The following is an 18194-nucleotide window of genomic DNA, read 5'->3' as shown; positions in this document are numbered from 1 at the left end:
TATCGAAAACAACCCCATGCAAAGGTGCCGGCGGATACGGCGACTTGACTCGTCGGGCAAATCAGCTCTACATTTCCATTATCCCGAAATCGTGCAGACGCCCTCGCCGTGTCACCCCCCGCTCATGCATGCGCGGGTGACGACACCGAGAAGCTGTTTGACAACTTGAATCACGACCGCCGCCATTGTCGTCCCTGCCTAGTGCGCAATTGCGCACCAGGCAGGGACGACGATGAGGATGGTTGCGCTTCGCTCCTCGCAATGACGGATCTAGAACACCGCCAGATACTTCAGCAGCGAGACGATGCCGATGATGATGACGACGGCGCGCGCGATCTGCTTGGCGCGGCCGTCGAGCGGCAGCATGTTGATGAGATAAAGAACGAGAATAACGACAAGGAAGGTGACGAGTACGCCGACGAGCATGCGGAGCCCCCTGATGGCATCGGTGAATGTGCTGTTCGCCCTTTGCTAACGTGCAGGAGGCAGGCCGGTTCCGCGCCAGGAACAAAGCGGCCGCCGAGGTGTGATCGACGCTACTCGCGCGCCACCACTGCCGGCCGGCCATATTTGGCGCGGATGCGATCCGGCGCCGGCGTGAAGTTGAGCTGCGCGCCGCGCCGGTCCGGACGGCTCACCGACATCAGCCCGTCCTTGCCGGCAACGATGTCGCCCTTGCGCAAGGTCGGATCGTCCTCGATTTTCACCGCGGCGAGGCCGACAGAGTCCTTGCCGTTGCAGGTGCAGCCCGAGACCAGCTCGTCGCGATAGCGGAACGCGTTCGGCAGCTCGGAATACGGCTTGCCGTCTTCCGTCGCGGCGTTGTCGATATTGCCGCCATAGACCACTTCGGTCGCACTCGCCGGACAGAAGCTGTTGCAGCTTTCCGCCTTGCTCTGGTTGCCGGTCGCAGCGAGCGGGAAATAGCGGCCGTCGCAGGTCCGCACGCAATAGGCCTGGCCGACGTCATAGCGCGGACGGCGCTCGACCCGCGGCATCATAGGCGGCCCATCGTCGAACGGCATCCGAATCATCGGCGGGCGGCCATGCATCAAGCCGCCGAACAGTTGCGAGAAGAAATCCTGGGCTTGCGCCGCAGGCGCAAGGGACAGGCCAAGCACTGCCGCGGTCCCGAACGCCCACCGCCTGGAGTATCGCGTCACCATCACCGGCCCTCAGTACAATATCGATCGTCAGTACAACGAGGAAGCCGTCGGGATGTTCATTGCTTGACGGCCGGACGGCAGCGTCGTCACCGCAGGCCGCGGTTGTGCCGGGCGGACCGAGATCTGGGTCGTGGTCGGGCCGAGCGCACGCGCGGCGAGGTGCGGCGCGGTCTTCGGCAGCACCACGACCCTGGTGCCGACATCGACCCGGCTGAACAGGTCGGAAACGTCTTCATTGGTCAGGCGGATGCAACCGGACGACACGAACTTGCCGATCGTCGAGGGATCGTTGGTGCCGTGGATGCGGTATTCGCTGGAGCCGAGATACATCGCGCGCGCACCGAGCGGGTTGCCCGGGCCGCCGGCCATGAAGCGCGGCAGATAGGGCTGGCGCCTGATCATCTCGGCCGGCGGATGCCAGTCCGGCCATTCGGCCTTGCGGCTGATGGTCTGTGTGCCGGCCCAGGTGAACCCCTCGCGGCCGACGCCGACGCCGTAGCGGATCGCCCGGCCGCCGCCGAGCACGTAATAGAGCGCGGTGTTGCCGGTATCGATGATGATGGTACCGGGCGCCTCGGTCGTGTTGAGCGCGACGGTGGTCCGGCGCAGCCGCTCCGGCAGCGCGCCGTCCTCGCCGGTCCCACTCGAGGGGTCGTTCATCACCTCGTCGGCGGGAAATGCGCCCGGCTGCGTCGACGCATAGCCGAGCGCGGAAGAACGGACCTGGGCGCTGGCCGACGTGGTGACGACAAACGGCGTCGCAAACAGGACGCTGGCGAGGGCAAGGGTGCGCGCGGCGCGCGACGCAAGCCGGCGGCTGGAAACAGACTGCTGTGTCATGTGCTGCCCCCTGGACGGGATGCGCATCGTGGTGATGCGATGCCCGGCCAACGCGGATGGTCGCGAGTCGGTTCCGCCGCGAATCGTCGCGAAGCCGCGATTGTCAACCCGTCACGTCTCACGAACGCGCGACGGAACTTTCCGGGGAGCGGCCCGTTGTCATCGCGCCATTCGACGCGCGGGGCGACCACGCGACGGGCTTGTTCGTCCTCACGCGGGAGGAGTTCGGTGCGCGCCTTTCCAAGTGAAGACCTGCTTGGCAAAGCGCCCGAAGGCACGCCAGTCCCCGACAGCAAGATCGAACTGCCGCCGGTTGTCAGCCGCGCCGAGGCCGTCGCTTTCGCATTGATGGCCCTGCTGGTTATTGTCATTGTCGCGGTGCTTTATTTCGCACGCGCCTTCTTCCTCCCGATCACCATGGCCTTCATCGTCGGCACCATGCTGTCGCCGGCGGCGAGCATGCTCGAACGCTATCGGATTCCGCGCGCGCTCGGCGCGGTCGTCATCGTGATCACGGTCGGCGCCGCCGTCAGCTTCATGGTCGGGCTGATTGCCTCGCCGGTGATGGAGTGGAGCTCGCGGCTGCCCGAGCTCGGCGCGATCCTGAAGGAGAAGCTGCACGTGTTCGACCGGCCGCTCGCGCTGTGGCAGGAATTGCAGACCATGGTCGGCGGCTCCGATACGCTGGCCACGCTCCAACTGCCGAAATTCGAATGGGTGCAGCCGACGCTGGAATTCCTGTCGCCGACCTTCGCCGAATTCCTGCTGTTCATCGCGACCCTGATCCTGTTCATCGCAAGCTGGAAGGATCTGCGCCGCGCACTGGTGATGGCATTCAGCGAACGCACGGCGCGGCTGCGTACGCTGCGCATCCTCAACGAGGTCGAGACCCATCTCGGCAATTATCTCCTGATGGTGACCATGATCAATGTCGGCGTCGGCATCATCACCGGCGCGATCTGCGCGGCAACGGGCATGCCAAACCCGGCCGGGCTCGGAGCGCTCGCCGCGACGCTGAACTTCGTTCCGATCATCGGGCCGATTGCGATGTTCGTCGTGCTGGTCGCGGTCGGCATCATCGCCTCGCCGACCATCGGCGCCGGGCTGATCGCGCCGGCGTGTTTTACCGTCGTGACCTTCATGGAAGGACATTTCGTCACGCCGACGATCGTCGGCCGCAGGCTGTCGCTGAACGCGCTGGCAGTTTTCCTGGCGCTGGCGTTCTGGACCTGGCTGTGGGGCCCGATGGGCGCCTTCCTGTCGTCGCCGCTCCTGATCGTGGCGCTGATCGTCAAGGAGCATTTGATGCCGGTCAATTCGCCGCAGCTGCCGGAAGACTAGCAAGGCGTTCTCAAGCGAAGCCGGCACCGCTGAAAGTTTCACGGCTGGAACCATGCACCGCGCGGCGCGTTTTTGTTCCAGCACGCAAGTTCTCCGGGAGCTTTTCGATGTCGAGCACGGACAGCGCATTTGGGATCAAGAACATGACGGACAAAGCGACCTACGAACGCCTTGAAAAGGATGTCATCGCCGTGAAGAACGATATCGCCGCCCTCACCGAACAGATCACCGACGCGCTGAACTCGTTTGCCAACAACGCGGGCAAGCAGGCCCGCCGCCGCTACAAGGATGCGCGCGCCAGTGCGGAAGATACACTCGACGACATGTCGGAGCGCGGCAGCGCGATGATGGGCGCGGCGCAGGATGCCGCATCCTCGATCGAGGAATCGCTGGAAGATATGATCACCCAGCGGCCGCTGGCGACGGTCGGCCTTGCGCTCGGTCTTGGCTTCCTGATCGGCGTCACCTGGCGCCGCTAGGCAATCTGCGGTCTCCGGGGGATGAGCCCCATAGTGGCGATCACGCGGAAACCACCCCTCTGGATGCGATGGCGGCGCTGGCGCGCCGCCGCCGCGTTTGTCGATGCGCTTTTCAAGGCAAGGCTCAAGGCAAGGCTCAAGGCAAGATTCAAGGCAAGGTTCAGGGCAGGGCTGGTCGATGCTTCAGCGGCTGATCAATGACGTCAAGGATTCCACCGGCAACGCGCTGCGGCTGACGTCGCTGGCCGCGGCCGCCGCGATCGCGCTGTTCATCACCATCGCCTTTCTTTGCGCGGCCGCCTTCGTCTACGTGCTGCAGCATTACGGGCCGGTGGAAGCGTGCCTCGCCGGCGCCGCGCTGTTCCTTGTCGTCACGCTGATCGCCGCCAGCGTCTACATCGTGCGCAAGCGCGAGATGCGCCGCCGCGCCGAGAAGGCGGCAAAGGCCGCCGCGGCCAATGTGTTCGCCGATCCGGTGGTGGTCGCCACTGGCCTGCAGATCGTGCGGGCCATCGGCGTGAAGCGGCTGATCCCGATCCTGGCGATCGGCGGCCTCGCACTCGGCCTGATGGCAAGCCGCAGCGCCGCCAGCAGCGGCGAGGCGGACGAGGAGGAGAAGTAGGCTACCGGGCCAGCTACCAAGCTCCGCCGTCATCGCCCGCGACGGCGATCCGGTACGCCGCGCCCTATCGGCTCAATAACGGCTGTCTCTGGAATACTGGATCGCCCGGACAAACCAAACAAGCCGGGCGATGACACCTACTCAGGTCACGCAGCGGCCGGGCTGCAGCAGCTTGGCCACTTCGGTCAGCACGCTGACCACGGGCTCGCAGGCCACCTTGCGGGTGTCGCCGGGCCGGGCCCGAGCCGGCACTGCGGGGCGATGGCGCGCCTCTTCCTTGGCCACGGGGACGCGGACCAGCACCGACGTATCGGGAAGCCGCTCGACCTTCAGCGCAACGGTCCGGCTCGGCAGGCCGGTGACTGGAACCGTGGCACGGTCGGTCTTGGCGGCGCGATTGACGGCGCTCTCCGGCGCCAGTGCGGTGGTGACCTGCTGGCGGCCGATGAGATCGTGGCCAGATGCCAGCTGGACGGCGCCAAGCGTCAGCCCAGCCGCCAGCGCAGCGAAAATTCCCATCTGAATCTTTGACATGGTGATGTCCCTCGCCCCATGGAAATTCGCTCGACGATCCCTTGGCGATCCCGGACACAACGCGAACGAAACCCGCGGGGTTCTCGCGTCCGGCCATCACTTAACCGTGTACGAAAATATTTTCGCTTGTGCGGAACGACTCAGGGGGTGTGCGAGTCATTGGAAGAGCCGGTTATTCCCCCTGCCCCATTGACCGGCGACGTAGGGCGCGACCGTGGTGATGCCGGTCGCGCCCTGCTCTTTTTCTGGTGTGCCGCGAACGATGCGTCAGCCGGCCTGTCGCTCACCGGTCGCGATCGAAAAATCTGAAACCAAAGGCCCGGTCCTCCCACTCGCGAGAGGACCGTCCGCGTCAGGCATTGTCGTTCGATGGCATGTCCTGGGATCGAACAACCGTCACTTCATGGCATGACGGGCAACGACCGACGTGAAACTTGATTCCGGTTGTCTGGTCGTCGACGAGCATCAATTCGCTCAAGGGCTCACCGCATTTGCAGGTGACCGTTTTCTGATCGGCAAAGTACATCTGACGTCCTCCACAAGCCTGGAGATTTCTCGTCTTCGGGGCGAGCTCGTTTGCGCCGTGCTCGCCCCCTCGCTTCCGCTCCTTCTCGTTCGGTCAGATCCGGGCCATCCGGATTGGTTGGTGTGGCTCCAAGCGCTTATTTCGAATCAGATTTCGCCTTCCGTGACTCCGCCGCTTCGCGCGCCTGCCGCTCGGCCTTGAGGCGCTGGAAGTTGTCGTAGAACGCCTTCTCGCTGGCGCGATGCTCCTTCATCGCCTGCGATGCGTCTTGCTGGCGCTGCGCATCACGGTCCTTGCGCTGCTGGGGAGTAAGATTCATGCGACCTCCGACTAAGCTCTTGAATCAACGCCGGATTCAACGCACGAGGCCGGAAATGGTTGCACCTTGGGAGGGAACTGGATCTATTTGCGCAGGCTGGCCCAGACGCCGCCGAGGATCAAAAGGCCGCCGACCAGATGGATCAGCTTCGGCGGCTCGCCAAGGATGATCCAGGACAGCAGCGCGCTCGCGATTGGTGCGACGTAGAGCACCAGCGAGCTCCGCACCGAGCCGAATCTCGCGCCGAGCCAGGCGAAGCCCGCATAGGCGATCAGGCCGGGCACGAGGCCGGCGAAAACATAGGCCTCGAGCGCCCGGGTGTTGAACACCTCCGCCGGCGTAGCCCACATCTCCTGGAGCGCCGGCGGCAGCGAGCACAGCGCGCCGGCCGCCGAGAACAGGCTGACCCGAGCCAGCAGCGAGGCGCGCGGCGCGACGCGCGACTGCAGCAGCGTGTAGCCGGACCAGCCGAGCATCGCGCATACCACCAGGAGATCGCCCCAGGCCGCGCTCGATTGCGTCAGCGTTTCCAGATGACCGCCCGAGACGATCAGGAGCGCGCCGCCGAGCGCCAGCGCCGTGCCGAGCCATTGCAGCGGACCGATATGCTCGATGCCAAGCGCCGCCGAGATCAGCAGCACCATGATCGGCGACAGCGCGAAGATCAGCGCGATGTGGATCGCCGTGGTCGTGATGCCGGCGATGTAGACCGGGCCGCCGCACAGGAACATGCCGAGGAAACCGGCGGCGAAGATCGGCCAGAGGTTCTGCGCCAGCGGGATCTTGCCGTCGCGGATCGCTGCGATCGCAAACGGGGCGAGGCCGATGGCGATGATGCTCCAGCGGAAGAAGGCGAGCGAAAACGGCGGCACCGAGCCGGCAAGGCCGCGCGCCAGAACCTGGTTGGAGGCCTGCCCGACCGCGACCAGGATGAAGCCCGTCAGCGCGACCGCGTCCTCCCAGCCCTTGGCGGGGCGGCTGACCTGCGCCTTCGGCAGCTCCGCATCCATGACACCGCCCCCTCAGCCGGCGCGCGATCGGCTCAGACGTCCGCTACTGCTCGGCCGCCTCGCGCTCCATGTCGCGGCCGGCGAGATCCTCGCCCTGCATGTTGGCGTATTCGCGCGCCATCTCGCGCATCAGGAATTTGGCGGGGACGTCGTGATAGCTGCCGTGGTCGTTGACATACTGCATGTAGGCGCGCCCTTCGCCGTCGAAGGGATGCAGCAGCGCGTCGGCGTGGCCGTCGAAATCGAGCGGCTTGACGCCAAGCTTGGCGCACAGCGTGTCGTTGAAGGTCGGGGTCGCCTTGCGCCAGGCGCCATCGACGAACACGTCGGTGAAGCCGTGCCAGGTGAACAGGTCCGAGCCCATGCTCTGGCGCAGCTTCTCGGTGGTGAGATGGTTGCGCACATCGGCGAAGCCGACACGCGCCGGGATGCCGTGGACCCGGCAGGCCGCGGCATAGAGCGCCGCCTTGCCGACGCAGTAGCCGTTGCCGGCGGCGAGCACGCTGGAGGCCCGGTAGCTCTCGGGCGAGCGCATGCTGACATAGGGGTTGTAGCGGATGCCGTCGCGCACCGCGGTGTAGAGCCGGCGCGCCTTGTCGCGCGCGCTGGCGTCAGACGGAACGGCGGCGCGGGCGAACGCCTCGACGGCGGGATGGTCGCTGTCGACATATTCGCCAGGGTCGGTGTAGAGGCGGCTGATCGTATCGGGGAGCTGCTCGGTCATGGCACAAGCTTAGCAAGCCATCTGCGCAGTTCAATGCAGCACGTGCAGCCCCCTTCCGCAGCCCTGCCCCGCTCAGTTCTTGAAGTGTTCGTCCAACTGCGGCGGCGGGTAGCTGCGCCGCCTCGCCTTGAAATACTCACGTGCGAAATGAATGCCGATCCCGATCAGAAACGGCGGCGCCAGCGCGGCGGCGATCATGAGCGCGGTGATCGACTTCGGCGTCAGGATGTCCAGCACCATCGACGCCAGCAGCCACAGCGTGGCAGCAATCACCGCGACGTCGACGTGCTTCATTCCCCGGTCTTTCCTTTGGTTCCTGGCTTCCATCCGGGTTCCATCCTACCGGCTGGTCCCGGACGCGCCAAGGATTCCGGGCGGCAGACGGTACCTCCGGCCCTTCACTTTTTTGGAACGGCGCTTGCGCCGGCCACGTTGGTGCAGAAGTCCTGGATCCAGGATCAAATCCTGATCCGGATCCGCCGAGCACGGAGGCCGCGATGGGCAACTCCAGTGACATCCACAGCGGCGTCGACCATCCCGCCAGCCGGAACGGCGTCAACGATCCCGTCGACGGCGTCGATGTGAAGCGAAGCTTCAACGACAACCAGACGCCGCACGAACGTGCGCAATGGGCCGCCGATGTGCGCGCCGACGCCACGCCGAAGCGCGGCGAGCCGTTCCTGCCCGAGGCGCTGAGACGGCCGCCGACCGCACCGCTCAATCCACGCACCGGCCGCCGCGCGACTGATTAGCGCCTAGCGAGACTGGTATATCCATTCGTCAATTTCGCCCCGTCATCCTGAGGTGCGAGCCTTGCGGCGCAATTGCGCCGCTGGGCGAGCCTCGAAGGATGTACGGCCACTAGCCTGGCCGTGCATCCCTCGAGACGCGCGTTCCGCGCTCCTCAGGATGACGGAAAAGCGACCGCTTAGCTGACCATCAAGTCGTGAACGCCCGCACCAGCAGCAGGCCGCCGAACAGCGCGAGAATCGAAAGCGCAACGGAGGCTGCCATGTAGGCGCCGGCCGACCATAGCTCGCCGCGCTGCATCAGCACGATCGCATCGAGCGAGAAGGTCGAGAAGGTGGTGAAGCCGCCGCAAATGCCGACGGTGAGAAACACCCGCATCGCCTGGCTGGCATTCCAGCTCAGCGCGAACGCCTCCGCGAAGGCGCCGATCAGGAATGAACCCACGATGTTGATCACCAGCGTGCCCCAGGGAAATTCCGTGCCGACAAGGCGCCCCGCGCCGATCGCCACCAGATAGCGCGCGACCGATCCCAGCGAACCGCCGATCGCGACCGCCGCCAACAACTGAACGTTCAATGCTCCACCTTTCCGGCTCGCCATTCGACGAAGCCCGCCACCAACCCAAGCACGAAGGTCGCCGCGACCAGCTCGCCCGGCGCGCCGACCAGCAGGGCGACGACACCGACGAGCCAGATCGACCCGACCAGCGACAATGCGATTGAGAGTGAACCAGGAAGACCCGTCATGCGCTGTCCCTTCTCATTCGCGGGACACGGCGGGTCGGCGGTGGCGCATGCTCCTACCGACGCTGTCGCGCCCGGTAGGAGTCATCAGCCTTGCGGCGGTTATCGGGGGACTCCATCCCCATCAACATGGGAATGGTAGGCGGGTGGAGCGGCGGGAGCAAGTGGGCCGTTCCGCCGTTTCGCTTCTCGGCTCAGCCGGCCGTCGACAGCATCGCGTTCAATTCGACGGCTGTCCGCAGTTGCTCGATGCGCGCGACGATCTGCTCGCGTTCGGCACCGCGCGGCAGTTGCGCGAGCCGGCTTTCAAGTCGCACGCGGTGTTCCTCGAGGCGCTGCTCGAATGTGTGGGGTTCAGATCGCTTCCGCTTTTGAATCGTCCTCTGCATTATCGACCTTTGGCGGTTGAAGACCGGGGCTGTTGGCCCAGCGGTCCAGTTGCTCGATGACTTTCGCGTGGCTCGGACGCCGCGGTTTCGGGGCTTCCGGCTCCTCGGATAGCTTGCGGGGAAGCTTGACGTGGTTGGTCATGGCATCTCTCCAGCAGCATATCTCCAGCAGCATAACGAGATGGGTGGCCGGACCGTTCCTTTATTTTTTATCTAAGCTATTGATTTCATTTGATAAATTTACTCAATCAGCGTTTTTGTCTCAACCGATGGAACCACACGCGAGTTTGGCGGTTTAGCAAATTACTCAACAAGCTAAGTCTGGGTGTTTTGCGATGAATGAGCTTCGCGCTGAGCGTCTTCAGGTCATGCTATCGCCGGAGGAGTTGGCAGCCCTCGACGATTTCCGCTTCAAGCACCGCATGCCGACCCGCGCCGCGGCGGTCCGCGAGCTGCTCAAGCTCGGTCTGGCCGGCATTGGCGTCGATGGGGGGGCAGGAGTGAAATCGAGCGATTATGGGGTGTTCAACCGAGGCCCTGAGGGGCACACCCAAGGGGACGCGCCGCAAGAGGATTGAGGGCGCGTTGGCGCAAGGGTTGGCAGTTTCAACTCGCGAACAGGTCGACAATCGCCTTCAGGCTGCACACCACGAGGGCCGACGTGAACATCGCCGTGCCGAGATCTGCGAGATAAAGCAGTTGCGCCCTCTGCTCCGCATCAAGCCGCGCGATCGCCTTGCGCATGGCCAAGCTCCCTTTTCGGGAGAACGCGATGCGCCGATGTCCGTTCCCTCCTTTGCGTCAGGCCCGCTGCAGCGCCAGCGTCACGCCGCCGAGCGTCAGTGCCATGGCGCCGATCTCGCGCAGGCCCAGCGGCTCACCAAGAATGATCGCGGCCGACACCACGCCGATGACAGGCACCAGCAGCATGCCCGTTGACGCCGATGTCGGCGGCAGGCGGCGCAGCGTCTCGAACCAGGTGAGATAGCAGATCCCCATCGGCATCAGCGTCATATAGGCAAAGCAGCCGAGTCCGAGCGGCGTGATCGCAGCATAGTTCGGATGCTCGAAAAGGATGCCGAGCAGGAGCATCACGAGGCAGCCGATGCCGACCTGCCAGGCGACCACCGCGAGCGGCGGCATCGGCAGCGGCTTGCGATTCAGCACGTTGCCGAGCGCGAACAGGATGGCGCAGGCGAGCGCCAGCGCGATACCGGTGAGCTTGTCGGCGCTGAACGCAAAGCCATTGCTGCCGAGCAGGAGCGCAACGCCGGCGACGCCGAGCACCAGCGCCGCAAGATCCCGCAGCGTCGGGCGGCTGTGCAGCACCGGCCAGGCGAACAGCATCGCCCAGATCGGCATGGTGTAGGCGAGCAGCGCGCCCTCTCCGACCGTGACGAATTTCATCGCGATGGTGCCAAAGCCCATCCAGGCGAAGACGTTGGTGAAGGAGGCAAACAGCAGCCGCGGGATCGCCTCGCGCGGCACGGCGAGCGATTGTCCGCGGGCCAGCGCCAGCGTACCCAGGATCACCGCCGCGCAGGTGCCGGCAAGCCCGCGGGCGAACAGCGGCGGCCATTGCTGCAGCAACAGCTTCATCAGCGGCCAGTTCAGGGCCCAGCCGAAGGCCGTCACCACCAGGCAGAGAAAGCCCACCGTTCTATCGCGCTGCGTCGTATCCATGGGCGGCGCTTAGCAGGCGAACGCCCGGGATTCCACATCGCTTCGCGTATGAGGGGGACGTGGCCTATGCAGGGACGCGCGGCACGTGCGGACACCGCTCCGTCAGGCGAAGGTGCCGATCGTGATCCGCGGCCAGCCGTCGTTTTTCCGAGCGGCGGCAAGCCTGGCCGTCCAGGCATCGATCAGGCTTGCGATGAGCAGGCGGCCGGTGCCGCGCATGTCGGGCAGTTTCATGGTCGGCGTGCCGAGCGCGAGCGCGACCACGCCGTGGGTCGCCGCCAGCAGCGCGGTTGCGAGCCGCTGCGGCAGGCCAGGCGCCGGCTCGGCGCCATGTGCCGCCAGAAATTCCCGCACCGAGATCACGAACATTTCGTAGCTGCGGCGCGCAATCTCGGTCTCGCCGAAATAGACGCCGTCGGGAAAACGGCGGTCCTCGATCGTACCGGACATCGAGAACAGTGAGCGGAAGTGATCGGGATTGTCGGCCCAGTAATCGAGATAGGTTTCCATCACGCGCCGCAGCCGCAGATCGCTGTCGGCCGTCTCCGCGCGGACCCGCTCGAGGCGTTCGGCGACCGCCTCGAGATTCTGCTGCTTCACCGCGAGCAGCAGCAACAGCTTGGTCGGGTAATATTTGAGGACGGTGCCCTTGGAGTAGCCGATCGCGTCGGCGATCTTCTGGATCGATACGGTCTCCAGCGTGCCGGCGGCGAACTCCTTGCGCGCGGTCTTAAGGATCAGCGCCTTCAGCGCCTCCTTGTCGGCCTCCTGGCGCGCCCTGCGCTGAAAGCGCCGTGCGCCTTTGGCTCGCTCCACGATCGACATCCCCATCTGCCTCGCGCCTCCATGCCGCGCACCCGCCCCAATGGCAACCCCGCCCTTGCACTATGCGAGTTAATTGACTATGGTCAATTAACTAATGACAAGACGGGAGGACCCGATGAGCAGCCAAGCGAGCTCCCTTGCAGGCGAAATGGCCCGCAGCGATTTCGATCCGTTCAGCGCGTCGACGCGGGCCGATCCCTACGGCACCTATGCGGAGCTGCGTGCCGCGGCGCCGGTCGTCCGCCTGACCAAATATGACATCTGGGCGGTGCCGCGCTTTGCCGAGGTCAAGACGATCTTCGGAGACCATGTCAATTTCAGCAACGCCGGCGGCGCGGGACTTGCGAACCACTTCACGGAAAAGCCGTGGCGGCCGCCAAGCATCGTGCTGGAAGCCGATCCGCCGCTGCACACCCGAACCCGTGCGGTGCTGGCGCGGATCCTCTCGCCCGGCGCGATGCGGCGGCTCGCGGATGATTTCAAGGCGAAGGCCGCAACGCTGATCGACGGGCTGGTCGAGCGCGGATCGTTTGACGCTATCAAGGACATCGCGGAGGTGTTTCCGGTCAGCGTGTTTCCCGACGCGCTCGGCATCGACCAGGAGGGCCGCGAGAACTTCCTGACCTATGGCGCGATGGTGTTCGCCGGCTTCGGGCCCGAGAACGACTATTTTCGCGATTTGATGCAGCAGGCGCCCCGCGTGCTGCCCTGGGTCACGGCGCGCTGCCGGCGCGAGGCGCTGCGCCCGGGCAGTTTTGGCGCGCAGGTCTATGAGGCAGCCGACGCCGGCGAGATCAGCGCGGAGGAAGCACCATTGCTGGTGCGTTCGCTGCTCTCGGCCGGGCTTGACACCACGATCAGCGCGATCGGCATGGCGCTGTACACGCTTGCGCGCCATCCCGAGCAATGGTCGCTGCTTGCGGAAGATCCGTCGTTGTCGCGCGCGGCATTCGACGAGACGCTGCGCTTCGATTCACCGGCGCCGTTCGTGTTCCGCACCACGCCGCATGACACCGAGATTGCAGGCGTCAGGATCGGCAAGCACGAGAAGGTGCTGCTGCTGCTCGCCTCCGCCAACCGCGACGAGACGCGCTGGGAGCATGCCGACCAATTCGACGTCAGACGGCGGCTCTCCGGACACATGGGCTTCGGCGTCGGCATCCACGGCTGCGTCGGGCAGATGGTGGCGCGGCTGGAAGCCGAGGCCGTGATCACAGCGCTCGCCAGCCGCGTCAAACGGCTCGAGATCGCAGGCCCCACAGCCTTCCGCGACAGCTCGGGCCTGCGGGCACTCAGCACGATGCCGGTCCGCGTGACGCCGAAGTAACGTCGCTATCGAAGGCTTGAAAAAGACCGGCGTACCTTTCGGCACGCCGGTCTGGATTTTACTCCCTTGCGTAAATTCAGATCATGCCGACGCCGCGCGCGGCGTGCGGTTGCGCGAGTTGCGCTGGAAGAACAGCGCCTGGCTCGCCACCGCCGACACCATCGCCGGCTGGAACGGCTTTGAGATCAGGAATGCCGGCTCCGGCCGCTCGCCGGTCAGGAAGCGCTCGGGATAGGCGGTGATGAACACCACCGGCACCTCGAAGGTCCGCAGCAACTCGTTCACGGCATCGAGGCCCGACGAGCCGTCGGCGAGCTGGATATCGGCGAGGATCAGGCCGGGCTTCTTGTTCTTGGCGAGCGCCACCGCGTCGGAATGCGTGCGCGCAACGCCGATGACGTTGTGGCCGAGATTCTTCACCAGGCTCTCGAGGTCCATGGCGATGAAGGTCTCGTCCTCAATGATCAGGACGTCGGTGGCGATCTCGGCGGCCATCTCGCGGCCGGCGGCATCGGTGAGCTTGCGCGTCTCGGCGATATCGGTGCCGAGAATGTAGCCGACCTCCTCCTCCGAGAAGCCCTCGAGCGACAGCAGCAGGAAGGCCTGGCGAGGCAGCGGCGTGATGTTGGACAGCCGCCGCTCCGGCGGCAGCGACAGCGTCGCCACGTCGGCATTGTCGTTGTTGTTCACCGACACCGAATTCCAGATCTGGGTGAACAGCCGAAACAGGCCGGCGCGCGGCCCGTGGGTCTGATCCAGCAACGATCCATCCTGCAACAGGGCCTCGAGCATGGCCCCGACATAGGCGTCCCCCGACGCCTGATTTCCGGTCAGTGCGCGAGCGTAACGGCGCAACAGCGGAAGGTGTTCGGCAACGATCTGCGATCGGGACATTCCCACTCCATCCTTGTTCGTGAGGCCTGGCGGCCTGAAACCCGTTGTCTGGGGGCGGCAGAATCCAGTTCTGGGACGACCCCGGTTCCCCTGCATCGCCGACTACGCGCGAAAGCCGAAAAAGTTCCACGAAATAGTTCCAGCATTCCGGAACTTTCTGCGCAACTTTGCATTAGCTCCAGACCGACGAGGCAACGCGGCCAGCCTCTTTTTTCGAGGAAACGACTTGGAAATCAGAGACTTAACTCCCGGGGAAGCGTGGATCACATCATGAAGGAAGTAAAGAAGCAGGGCGGTCTCAACGCCGAGATTCAATCGAGAATCGGCCACCAGCTTCGCGCCATGTACGATGACGTGGTGCGACAGGGCGTACCCGACCGCTTTGCGGAGCTGATCCGCAAACTCGACGGGCCGGAGGCTGCGGCGGCGGCCGTCGCCGGGGGCGATACCGACAAGAACAATGGAGGGGACTAATGCCTCTCACGAATGAACTTCGCGACGATATCCTTGCGTCGGTCCCGAGCCTGCGCGCGTTCGCGATCTCGCTGTCCGGTAATGGTGACCGCGCCGACGATCTGGTGCAGGAGACCCTGCTGCGCGCGATCGCCAACATCGACTCGTTCCAGCCCGGCTCGAACCTCCCCGCGTGGCTGTTCACCATCCTGCGCAACCTGTTTCGCTCCGACTACCGGAAGCGGCGGCGCGAGGTCGAGGATGCCGAGGGCAATTATGCCAAGACGCTGAAGAGCCAGCCTTCGCAGGCGGCGCATCTGGAATTCGAGGAATTCCGCGCCGCGCTTGAAAAGCTGCCGCAGGACCAGCGCGAGGCGCTGATTTTGGTCGGCGCGTCCGGCTTCTCCTACGAGGATGCCGCGGCAATCTGCGGCTGCGCGGTCGGCACCATCAAGAGCCGCGTCAACCGCGCGCGATCGAAGCTCTCCGCGCTGCTCTATGTCGACAGCGCCGAGGATTTCGGCCCCGACAACACCGTGCGTGCCGTGATCGGCGGCAATGGCGGCTAAGCGAGACCACGGCGATAGATGAGAAAAGGCGGCCCGAGGGCCGCCTTTTTATATTGGCCTGCAAGGCCCGGTGACGCTGAGCGCGCCGTCAGCTGGCCATCGCCTTGACGGACGCCGGCTTGAAGCCGTTTCTCAATTCGAGGATCTTGGCTGCGATTTCGGTCACCGGGACCGGGTGACTGAACAGGAAGCCCTGCGCCTCGTTGCAGCCTTCGGCCCGCATATGATCCAGCTGCTCGACGGTCTCGATGCCCTCCGCGATCGTGGTCATGCCCAGGCTTCTGCCGAGGCTGATGACGGCGCGGACGATCGACTTCGATCCATGCGTCGCGGTCGCATCGCGCACGAAGGATTTGTCGATCTTGAGCTTGTCGAACGGGAAGCTGCGCAGATAGCTCAGCGAGGAATAGCCGGTACCGAAATCATCCAGCGCGATGCGCACTCCCTGCGCCTTCAGCTTGTGCAGTGTTGCAAGCGTCTCGTTGCTGTTCGCGAGGAACACGGACTCGGTGATTTCGAGCTCCAGCCGGCGCGGCGACAATTTTGACGTCGCGAGCGCGCCGACGACGACGTCGGTGAAGTCGGCATCGCGAAACTGGACCGCGGATACGTTGACCGCGAGCTTCATCTCGCTGGGCCAGGTCGTCGCCTGTTCGCAGGCGCGATTGAGCACCCATTCTCCCAGCGGGCCGATCAGGCCGATCTCTTCCGCGATCGGGATGAACTGGTCCGGCGGCACCAGCCCGCGCTTGGGGTGATGCCAGCGCAGCAGCGCCTCGAAGCCGCAGATGCGGTCGAGATGGAGATCGTAGAGCGGCTGGTAGAACAACGAGAACTCGTCCTTGACCATCGCCTCGCGAAGGTCGAGCTCGATCGCCCGACGCCGCTGCAGGCTGGCGTCCATCGCAGGCTCGAAGAAGCGCCAGGTGCCGCGGCCTTCCATCTTGGCGCGGTACAAGGCGACGTCGGCGTTCTTCAGCAGCTTCTCGCCGGTGGTGCCGTCGCCCGGCGACATCGAGATGCCGACGCTGCATCCGACGACGACGCGATGCCCGTTCAGCTCGTACGGCGCACCCACGCATTCCACGATGCGGCGCGCGAGGCGTTCGGCCTCGTCGCCGCCCTGGACGCCACACTGGATGACCGCGAACTCGTCGCCGCCCAAACGCGCGACGGTGTCGACCTCGCGGACGCAGGCGTTGAGCCGGTCCGCGACCGCGCACAGCAGTTCGTCGCCGACCGGATGCCCGAGCGTGTCGTTGACCTGCTTGAAATTATCGAGATCGAGGCAGAACACCGCGAAGCCGAGCCCGCGGCCGACCTGCGCAACCGCCAGCTCGATCCGCTCGGCCAACAACGTCCGGTTCGGCAGCTTGGTCAGGGCATCGTGCCGGGCCATGAACGCGATCTGCGATTCCGCCCGTTGCTGTTCGGTGACGTCCTCGCAGGTGACGAGCCAGCCGCCATCGGATGTCGGCCGTTGCGCGATCGCAATGATCCGTCCATCGCTGAGATGCTGCAGATAATTGCCGTCGTGCAGGGCCATCGAGCGCTCGCGCTCCGCCAGCAGGTCGGTGACGGTCCGCTCGCCGTGATTGCCCGCGGCGATGCTCAGGTCGAGCACCTCCTCCATGGTCATTCCGGGAACGACAAGCTCCGGCGATATATCGAAGATCTCGCAGAACCGGCGGTTGGCGACTTGCAGCCGCGCCTCGCTGTTATAGAGGCACAATCCTTGCGACATGTGCGTGAGCGCCGCGTCGAGCCGCAGATTGGTTTCATGCAGCTCGGCCTTCTGCTGCTTCAGCGCGGAGATGTCGCTGTAGACGAGGACGACGCCGCCCTCCTGCGTCTCGCTGCGGCTGACGCGCAGCCAGCGTCCATCCGCAAGCTGCGCCTCGCTCGCAAAGCCATCGATGTCACCGTCGGCAGGCGCCAGCCTGGCGGCATCGAGCGGATTCGACTGCAGGAGCTGCGGCGAGAGACGGATGAATTCACTCGCGCGCGAGTTGGCCAGCGCGACCTGGCCATCCGCGTCGAGCAGCACGACGCCCTCACGCGACGTTTCGAGCGCATCGGAAAGCCGTGCCTGCGCCGAGCGGCGTTGCGATACTTCTTGATTGACCATCCGCCGGATGTTGTCGCGCATCGTTTCCATTGCGGTCAGAAGCGTGCCAAGCTCGTCGGTCCCGCCCTTGGGGATGGTCGCGTCGAGGTCGCCGCCGGCGATGCTTCGCGCGGCCCGCGATGCGATCGCGACCGGCCCGATAATGCGGCGCGCCAGCAGCCACGAAAACAGCGCCGACAGAAACAGCGCGACGGTCAGCCCGGCCACGTTGAGCTGCAGGTCCCGCTTGATCGTCGAGAGCGCCTTTTGCCTGAACAGGAAGCCATCGCCGGCCGTATAATTGACCAGCAGCTCGACCTGCTGACTGACAATCTTGGAGTAGCGATCGACATCGCCGACCGTCGCACCCGGTGCGCGCGGATCGGCCGCCGCGCTGCCCTCCGTGGACGATCCGATCGCGCGCCGGTGCAGCGCCATCCAGGCGTCGGCGGCTTCCTGAACCTTAGCGGCGGCTTGCGCAGCGCGCGAGGATTGCGACCGATCGGCAGCAATCGCCAGGTCTTCCGAGAGCGTCTTCGCGAGCTTTTCAATCTGGCCATCGAGATTGGCGCGAATCTCCGGATCCGTGGTCAGCAGGCGTTGCGACGAGGCGACCCGCATCGCGGCGAAATCCGCACCGGCCGCGCGTGCATAGTTGATCGACATAAGGGATTCGTCGAACGTCTTGGCCACCAGATCGCCGGCATGGCGGATGCCGAGGATGGAGTACCCGCCGAGGGCGACCGCAACGGCGCTCATCGCAAGGCAAAAAATCAGAATCTGGCTGCGGATCGAACCCTTGGTCAGGGCAAGACGCGAAAGGCGGACGGTTGCGAACCGAAAGGCCGCACCGCTCTTTACCTTGAGGTTGCCAAATAGGCTGTCCATGCCCG

26 protein-coding genes and 1 riboswitch are annotated in these 18194 nt (G+C 65.1%); of the genes, 8 read left to right on the top strand and 18 right to left on the bottom strand.

Features of this window, described 5'->3' with window-relative positions; translation table 11 throughout:
- Positions 1 to 270 precede the first annotated feature (270 nt).
- The 3 genes from ACVIHF_RS39345 to ACVIHF_RS39335 form a co-directional block, all read right to left on the bottom strand.
- Entirely contained in the window at positions 271 to 426 is a 156-nt protein-coding gene (locus ACVIHF_RS39345; protein ID WP_016842974.1) for a Thivi_2564 family membrane protein, read from the bottom strand.
- A 110-nt stretch (positions 427 to 536) separates the two neighbouring features.
- Positions 537 to 1166, bottom strand: a complete 630-nt coding sequence (locus ACVIHF_RS39340) for a DUF2865 domain-containing protein (protein WP_310883134.1) — start codon at positions 1164 to 1166, stop codon at positions 537 to 539.
- Between the two features lie 27 nt (positions 1167 to 1193).
- Positions 1194 to 2006: a L,D-transpeptidase gene (locus ACVIHF_RS39335; RefSeq protein WP_310883135.1), complete on the bottom strand. Its 813-nt coding sequence runs from the start codon at positions 2004 to 2006 to the stop codon at positions 1194 to 1196.
- Between the two features lie 228 nt (positions 2007 to 2234).
- Between ACVIHF_RS39335 and ACVIHF_RS39330 the strand changes: the two genes are divergently transcribed.
- The 3 genes from ACVIHF_RS39330 (at position 2235) to ACVIHF_RS39320 (ending at position 4448) form a co-directional block, all read left to right on the top strand.
- Positions 2235 to 3347 (top strand): AI-2E family transporter, encoded by a 1113-nt coding sequence (locus ACVIHF_RS39330; RefSeq protein WP_310883136.1) that lies wholly within the window; start codon positions 2235 to 2237, stop codon positions 3345 to 3347.
- 107 nt (positions 3348 to 3454) lie between these two features.
- A complete protein-coding gene (locus ACVIHF_RS39325) occupies positions 3455 to 3826 on the top strand; it encodes a DUF883 family protein (RefSeq protein ID WP_310883137.1) in 372 nt (123 codons plus the stop codon).
- Positions 3827 to 4004: 178 nt separating this feature from the next.
- Entirely contained in the window at positions 4005 to 4448 is a 444-nt protein-coding gene (locus ACVIHF_RS39320) for a hypothetical protein (protein WP_310883138.1), read from the top strand.
- A 141-nt stretch (positions 4449 to 4589) separates the two neighbouring features.
- Here the strand turns inward: ACVIHF_RS39320 and ACVIHF_RS39315 are convergent, their stop codons facing one another.
- The 6 genes from ACVIHF_RS39315 to ACVIHF_RS39290 form a co-directional block, all read right to left on the bottom strand.
- Positions 4590 to 4982, bottom strand: coding sequence for a hypothetical protein (locus tag ACVIHF_RS39315; RefSeq protein WP_092086566.1), 393 nt, complete (start codon positions 4980 to 4982; stop codon positions 4590 to 4592).
- A gap of 352 nt (positions 4983 to 5334) precedes the next feature.
- Positions 5335 to 5508, bottom strand: coding sequence for a hypothetical protein (locus tag ACVIHF_RS39310; RefSeq protein ID WP_310883139.1), 174 nt, complete (start codon positions 5506 to 5508; stop codon positions 5335 to 5337).
- A gap of 136 nt (positions 5509 to 5644) precedes the next feature.
- Positions 5645 to 5827 carry a hypothetical protein gene (locus tag ACVIHF_RS39305; protein ID WP_310883140.1) on the bottom strand — a complete coding sequence of 61 codons (183 nt, stop codon included), beginning with the start codon at positions 5825 to 5827 and terminating at the stop codon, positions 5645 to 5647.
- Positions 5828 to 5910: 83 nt separating this feature from the next.
- A complete protein-coding gene (locus tag ACVIHF_RS39300) occupies positions 5911 to 6837 on the bottom strand; it encodes a DMT family transporter (protein WP_310883141.1) in 927 nt (308 codons plus the stop codon).
- Between the two features lie 43 nt (positions 6838 to 6880).
- Positions 6881 to 7561 carry a transglutaminase-like domain-containing protein gene (locus tag ACVIHF_RS39295; RefSeq protein WP_310883142.1) on the bottom strand — a complete coding sequence of 227 codons (681 nt, stop codon included), beginning with the start codon at positions 7559 to 7561 and terminating at the stop codon, positions 6881 to 6883.
- A 72-nt stretch (positions 7562 to 7633) separates the two neighbouring features.
- Positions 7634 to 7855, bottom strand: a complete 222-nt coding sequence (locus ACVIHF_RS39290; RefSeq protein WP_092086575.1) for a hypothetical protein — start codon at positions 7853 to 7855, stop codon at positions 7634 to 7636.
- 203 nt (positions 7856 to 8058) lie between these two features.
- On the opposite strand from ACVIHF_RS39290, the gene ACVIHF_RS39285 reads away from it, so the two are divergent.
- Positions 8059 to 8313, top strand: a complete 255-nt coding sequence (locus ACVIHF_RS39285) for a hypothetical protein (protein WP_310883143.1) — start codon at positions 8059 to 8061, stop codon at positions 8311 to 8313.
- 187 nt (positions 8314 to 8500) lie between these two features.
- Here ACVIHF_RS39285 and crcB read toward each other — a convergent pair whose 3' ends face one another.
- From crcB to ACVIHF_RS39265, 4 genes are all read right to left on the bottom strand, one after another.
- Entirely contained in the window at positions 8501 to 8887 is a 387-nt protein-coding gene (crcB, locus tag ACVIHF_RS39280; RefSeq protein ID WP_310882002.1) for a fluoride efflux transporter CrcB, read from the bottom strand.
- Positions 8884 to 9057: a hypothetical protein gene (locus ACVIHF_RS39275; protein WP_225161321.1), complete on the bottom strand. Its 174-nt coding sequence runs from the start codon at positions 9055 to 9057 to the stop codon at positions 8884 to 8886. The genes crcB and ACVIHF_RS39275 overlap by 4 nt, the downstream gene beginning before the upstream one ends.
- 68 nt (positions 9058 to 9125) lie before the next feature.
- Positions 9126 to 9186: riboswitch (Fluoride riboswitch) on the bottom strand.
- A gap of 62 nt (positions 9187 to 9248) precedes the next feature.
- Positions 9249 to 9371: a hypothetical protein gene (locus ACVIHF_RS39270; RefSeq protein WP_256521238.1), complete on the bottom strand. Its 123-nt coding sequence runs from the start codon at positions 9369 to 9371 to the stop codon at positions 9249 to 9251.
- Positions 9372 to 9408: 37 nt separating this feature from the next.
- Positions 9409 to 9585, bottom strand: a complete 177-nt coding sequence (locus ACVIHF_RS39265) for a hypothetical protein (RefSeq protein ID WP_194295308.1) — start codon at positions 9583 to 9585, stop codon at positions 9409 to 9411.
- Between the two features lie 193 nt (positions 9586 to 9778).
- Here ACVIHF_RS39265 and ACVIHF_RS39260 point away from each other — a divergent pair, with 193 nt between their 5' ends.
- On the top strand, positions 9779 to 10021 hold the full coding sequence (locus tag ACVIHF_RS39260) for a hypothetical protein (protein WP_310882003.1): 243 nt from the start codon (positions 9779 to 9781) through the stop codon (positions 10019 to 10021).
- Between the two features lie 28 nt (positions 10022 to 10049).
- On the opposite strand, the gene ACVIHF_RS39255 is transcribed toward ACVIHF_RS39260, so the two are convergent.
- The 3 genes from ACVIHF_RS39255 to ACVIHF_RS39245 all read right to left on the bottom strand — a co-directional run bounded on the left by ACVIHF_RS39255 (position 10050) and on the right by ACVIHF_RS39245 (position 11951).
- Complete coding sequence (locus ACVIHF_RS39255; RefSeq protein WP_310882004.1) at positions 10050 to 10187, bottom strand: hypothetical protein; 138 nt, start codon at positions 10185 to 10187, stop codon at positions 10050 to 10052.
- A 57-nt stretch (positions 10188 to 10244) separates the two neighbouring features.
- Positions 10245 to 11126, bottom strand: a complete 882-nt coding sequence (locus tag ACVIHF_RS39250; RefSeq protein ID WP_310882005.1) for a DMT family transporter — start codon at positions 11124 to 11126, stop codon at positions 10245 to 10247.
- A 102-nt stretch (positions 11127 to 11228) separates the two neighbouring features.
- Positions 11229 to 11951 (bottom strand): TetR/AcrR family transcriptional regulator, encoded by a 723-nt coding sequence (locus ACVIHF_RS39245; protein WP_253609809.1) that lies wholly within the window; start codon positions 11949 to 11951, stop codon positions 11229 to 11231.
- A 115-nt stretch (positions 11952 to 12066) separates the two neighbouring features.
- On the opposite strand from ACVIHF_RS39245, the gene ACVIHF_RS39240 reads away from it, so the two are divergent.
- Entirely contained in the window at positions 12067 to 13278 is a 1212-nt protein-coding gene (locus ACVIHF_RS39240) for a cytochrome P450 (protein ID WP_456793607.1), read from the top strand.
- 81 nt (positions 13279 to 13359) lie between these two features.
- On the opposite strand, the gene ACVIHF_RS39235 is transcribed toward ACVIHF_RS39240, so the two are convergent.
- Positions 13360 to 14172 carry a response regulator gene (locus ACVIHF_RS39235; protein WP_016847263.1) on the bottom strand — a complete coding sequence of 271 codons (813 nt, stop codon included), beginning with the start codon at positions 14170 to 14172 and terminating at the stop codon, positions 13360 to 13362.
- A 270-nt stretch (positions 14173 to 14442) separates the two neighbouring features.
- On the opposite strand from ACVIHF_RS39235, the gene ACVIHF_RS39230 reads away from it, so the two are divergent.
- Both ACVIHF_RS39230 and ACVIHF_RS39225 read left to right on the top strand, forming a co-directional pair.
- The gene (locus ACVIHF_RS39230) at positions 14443 to 14646 is read left to right on the top strand and encodes a NepR family anti-sigma factor (protein WP_018269610.1); all 204 of its coding nucleotides are present in this window, start codon (positions 14443 to 14445) and stop codon (positions 14644 to 14646) included.
- A complete protein-coding gene (locus tag ACVIHF_RS39225; protein WP_016847265.1) occupies positions 14646 to 15194 on the top strand; it encodes a sigma-70 family RNA polymerase sigma factor in 549 nt (182 codons plus the stop codon). The genes ACVIHF_RS39230 and ACVIHF_RS39225 overlap by 1 nt, the downstream gene beginning before the upstream one ends.
- 88 nt (positions 15195 to 15282) lie before the next feature.
- On the opposite strand, the gene ACVIHF_RS39220 is transcribed toward ACVIHF_RS39225, so the two are convergent.
- Positions 15283 to 18189 carry an EAL domain-containing protein gene (locus ACVIHF_RS39220; RefSeq protein WP_141342493.1) on the bottom strand — a complete coding sequence of 969 codons (2907 nt, stop codon included), beginning with the start codon at positions 18187 to 18189 and terminating at the stop codon, positions 15283 to 15285.
- Positions 18190 to 18194 lie beyond the last annotated feature (5 nt).

Source organism: Bradyrhizobium sp. USDA 4506, from assembly GCF_054058795.1.
Note: the sequence above shows the minus strand (reverse complement) of the source record. Positions and strands in the feature narration are given on the sequence as shown.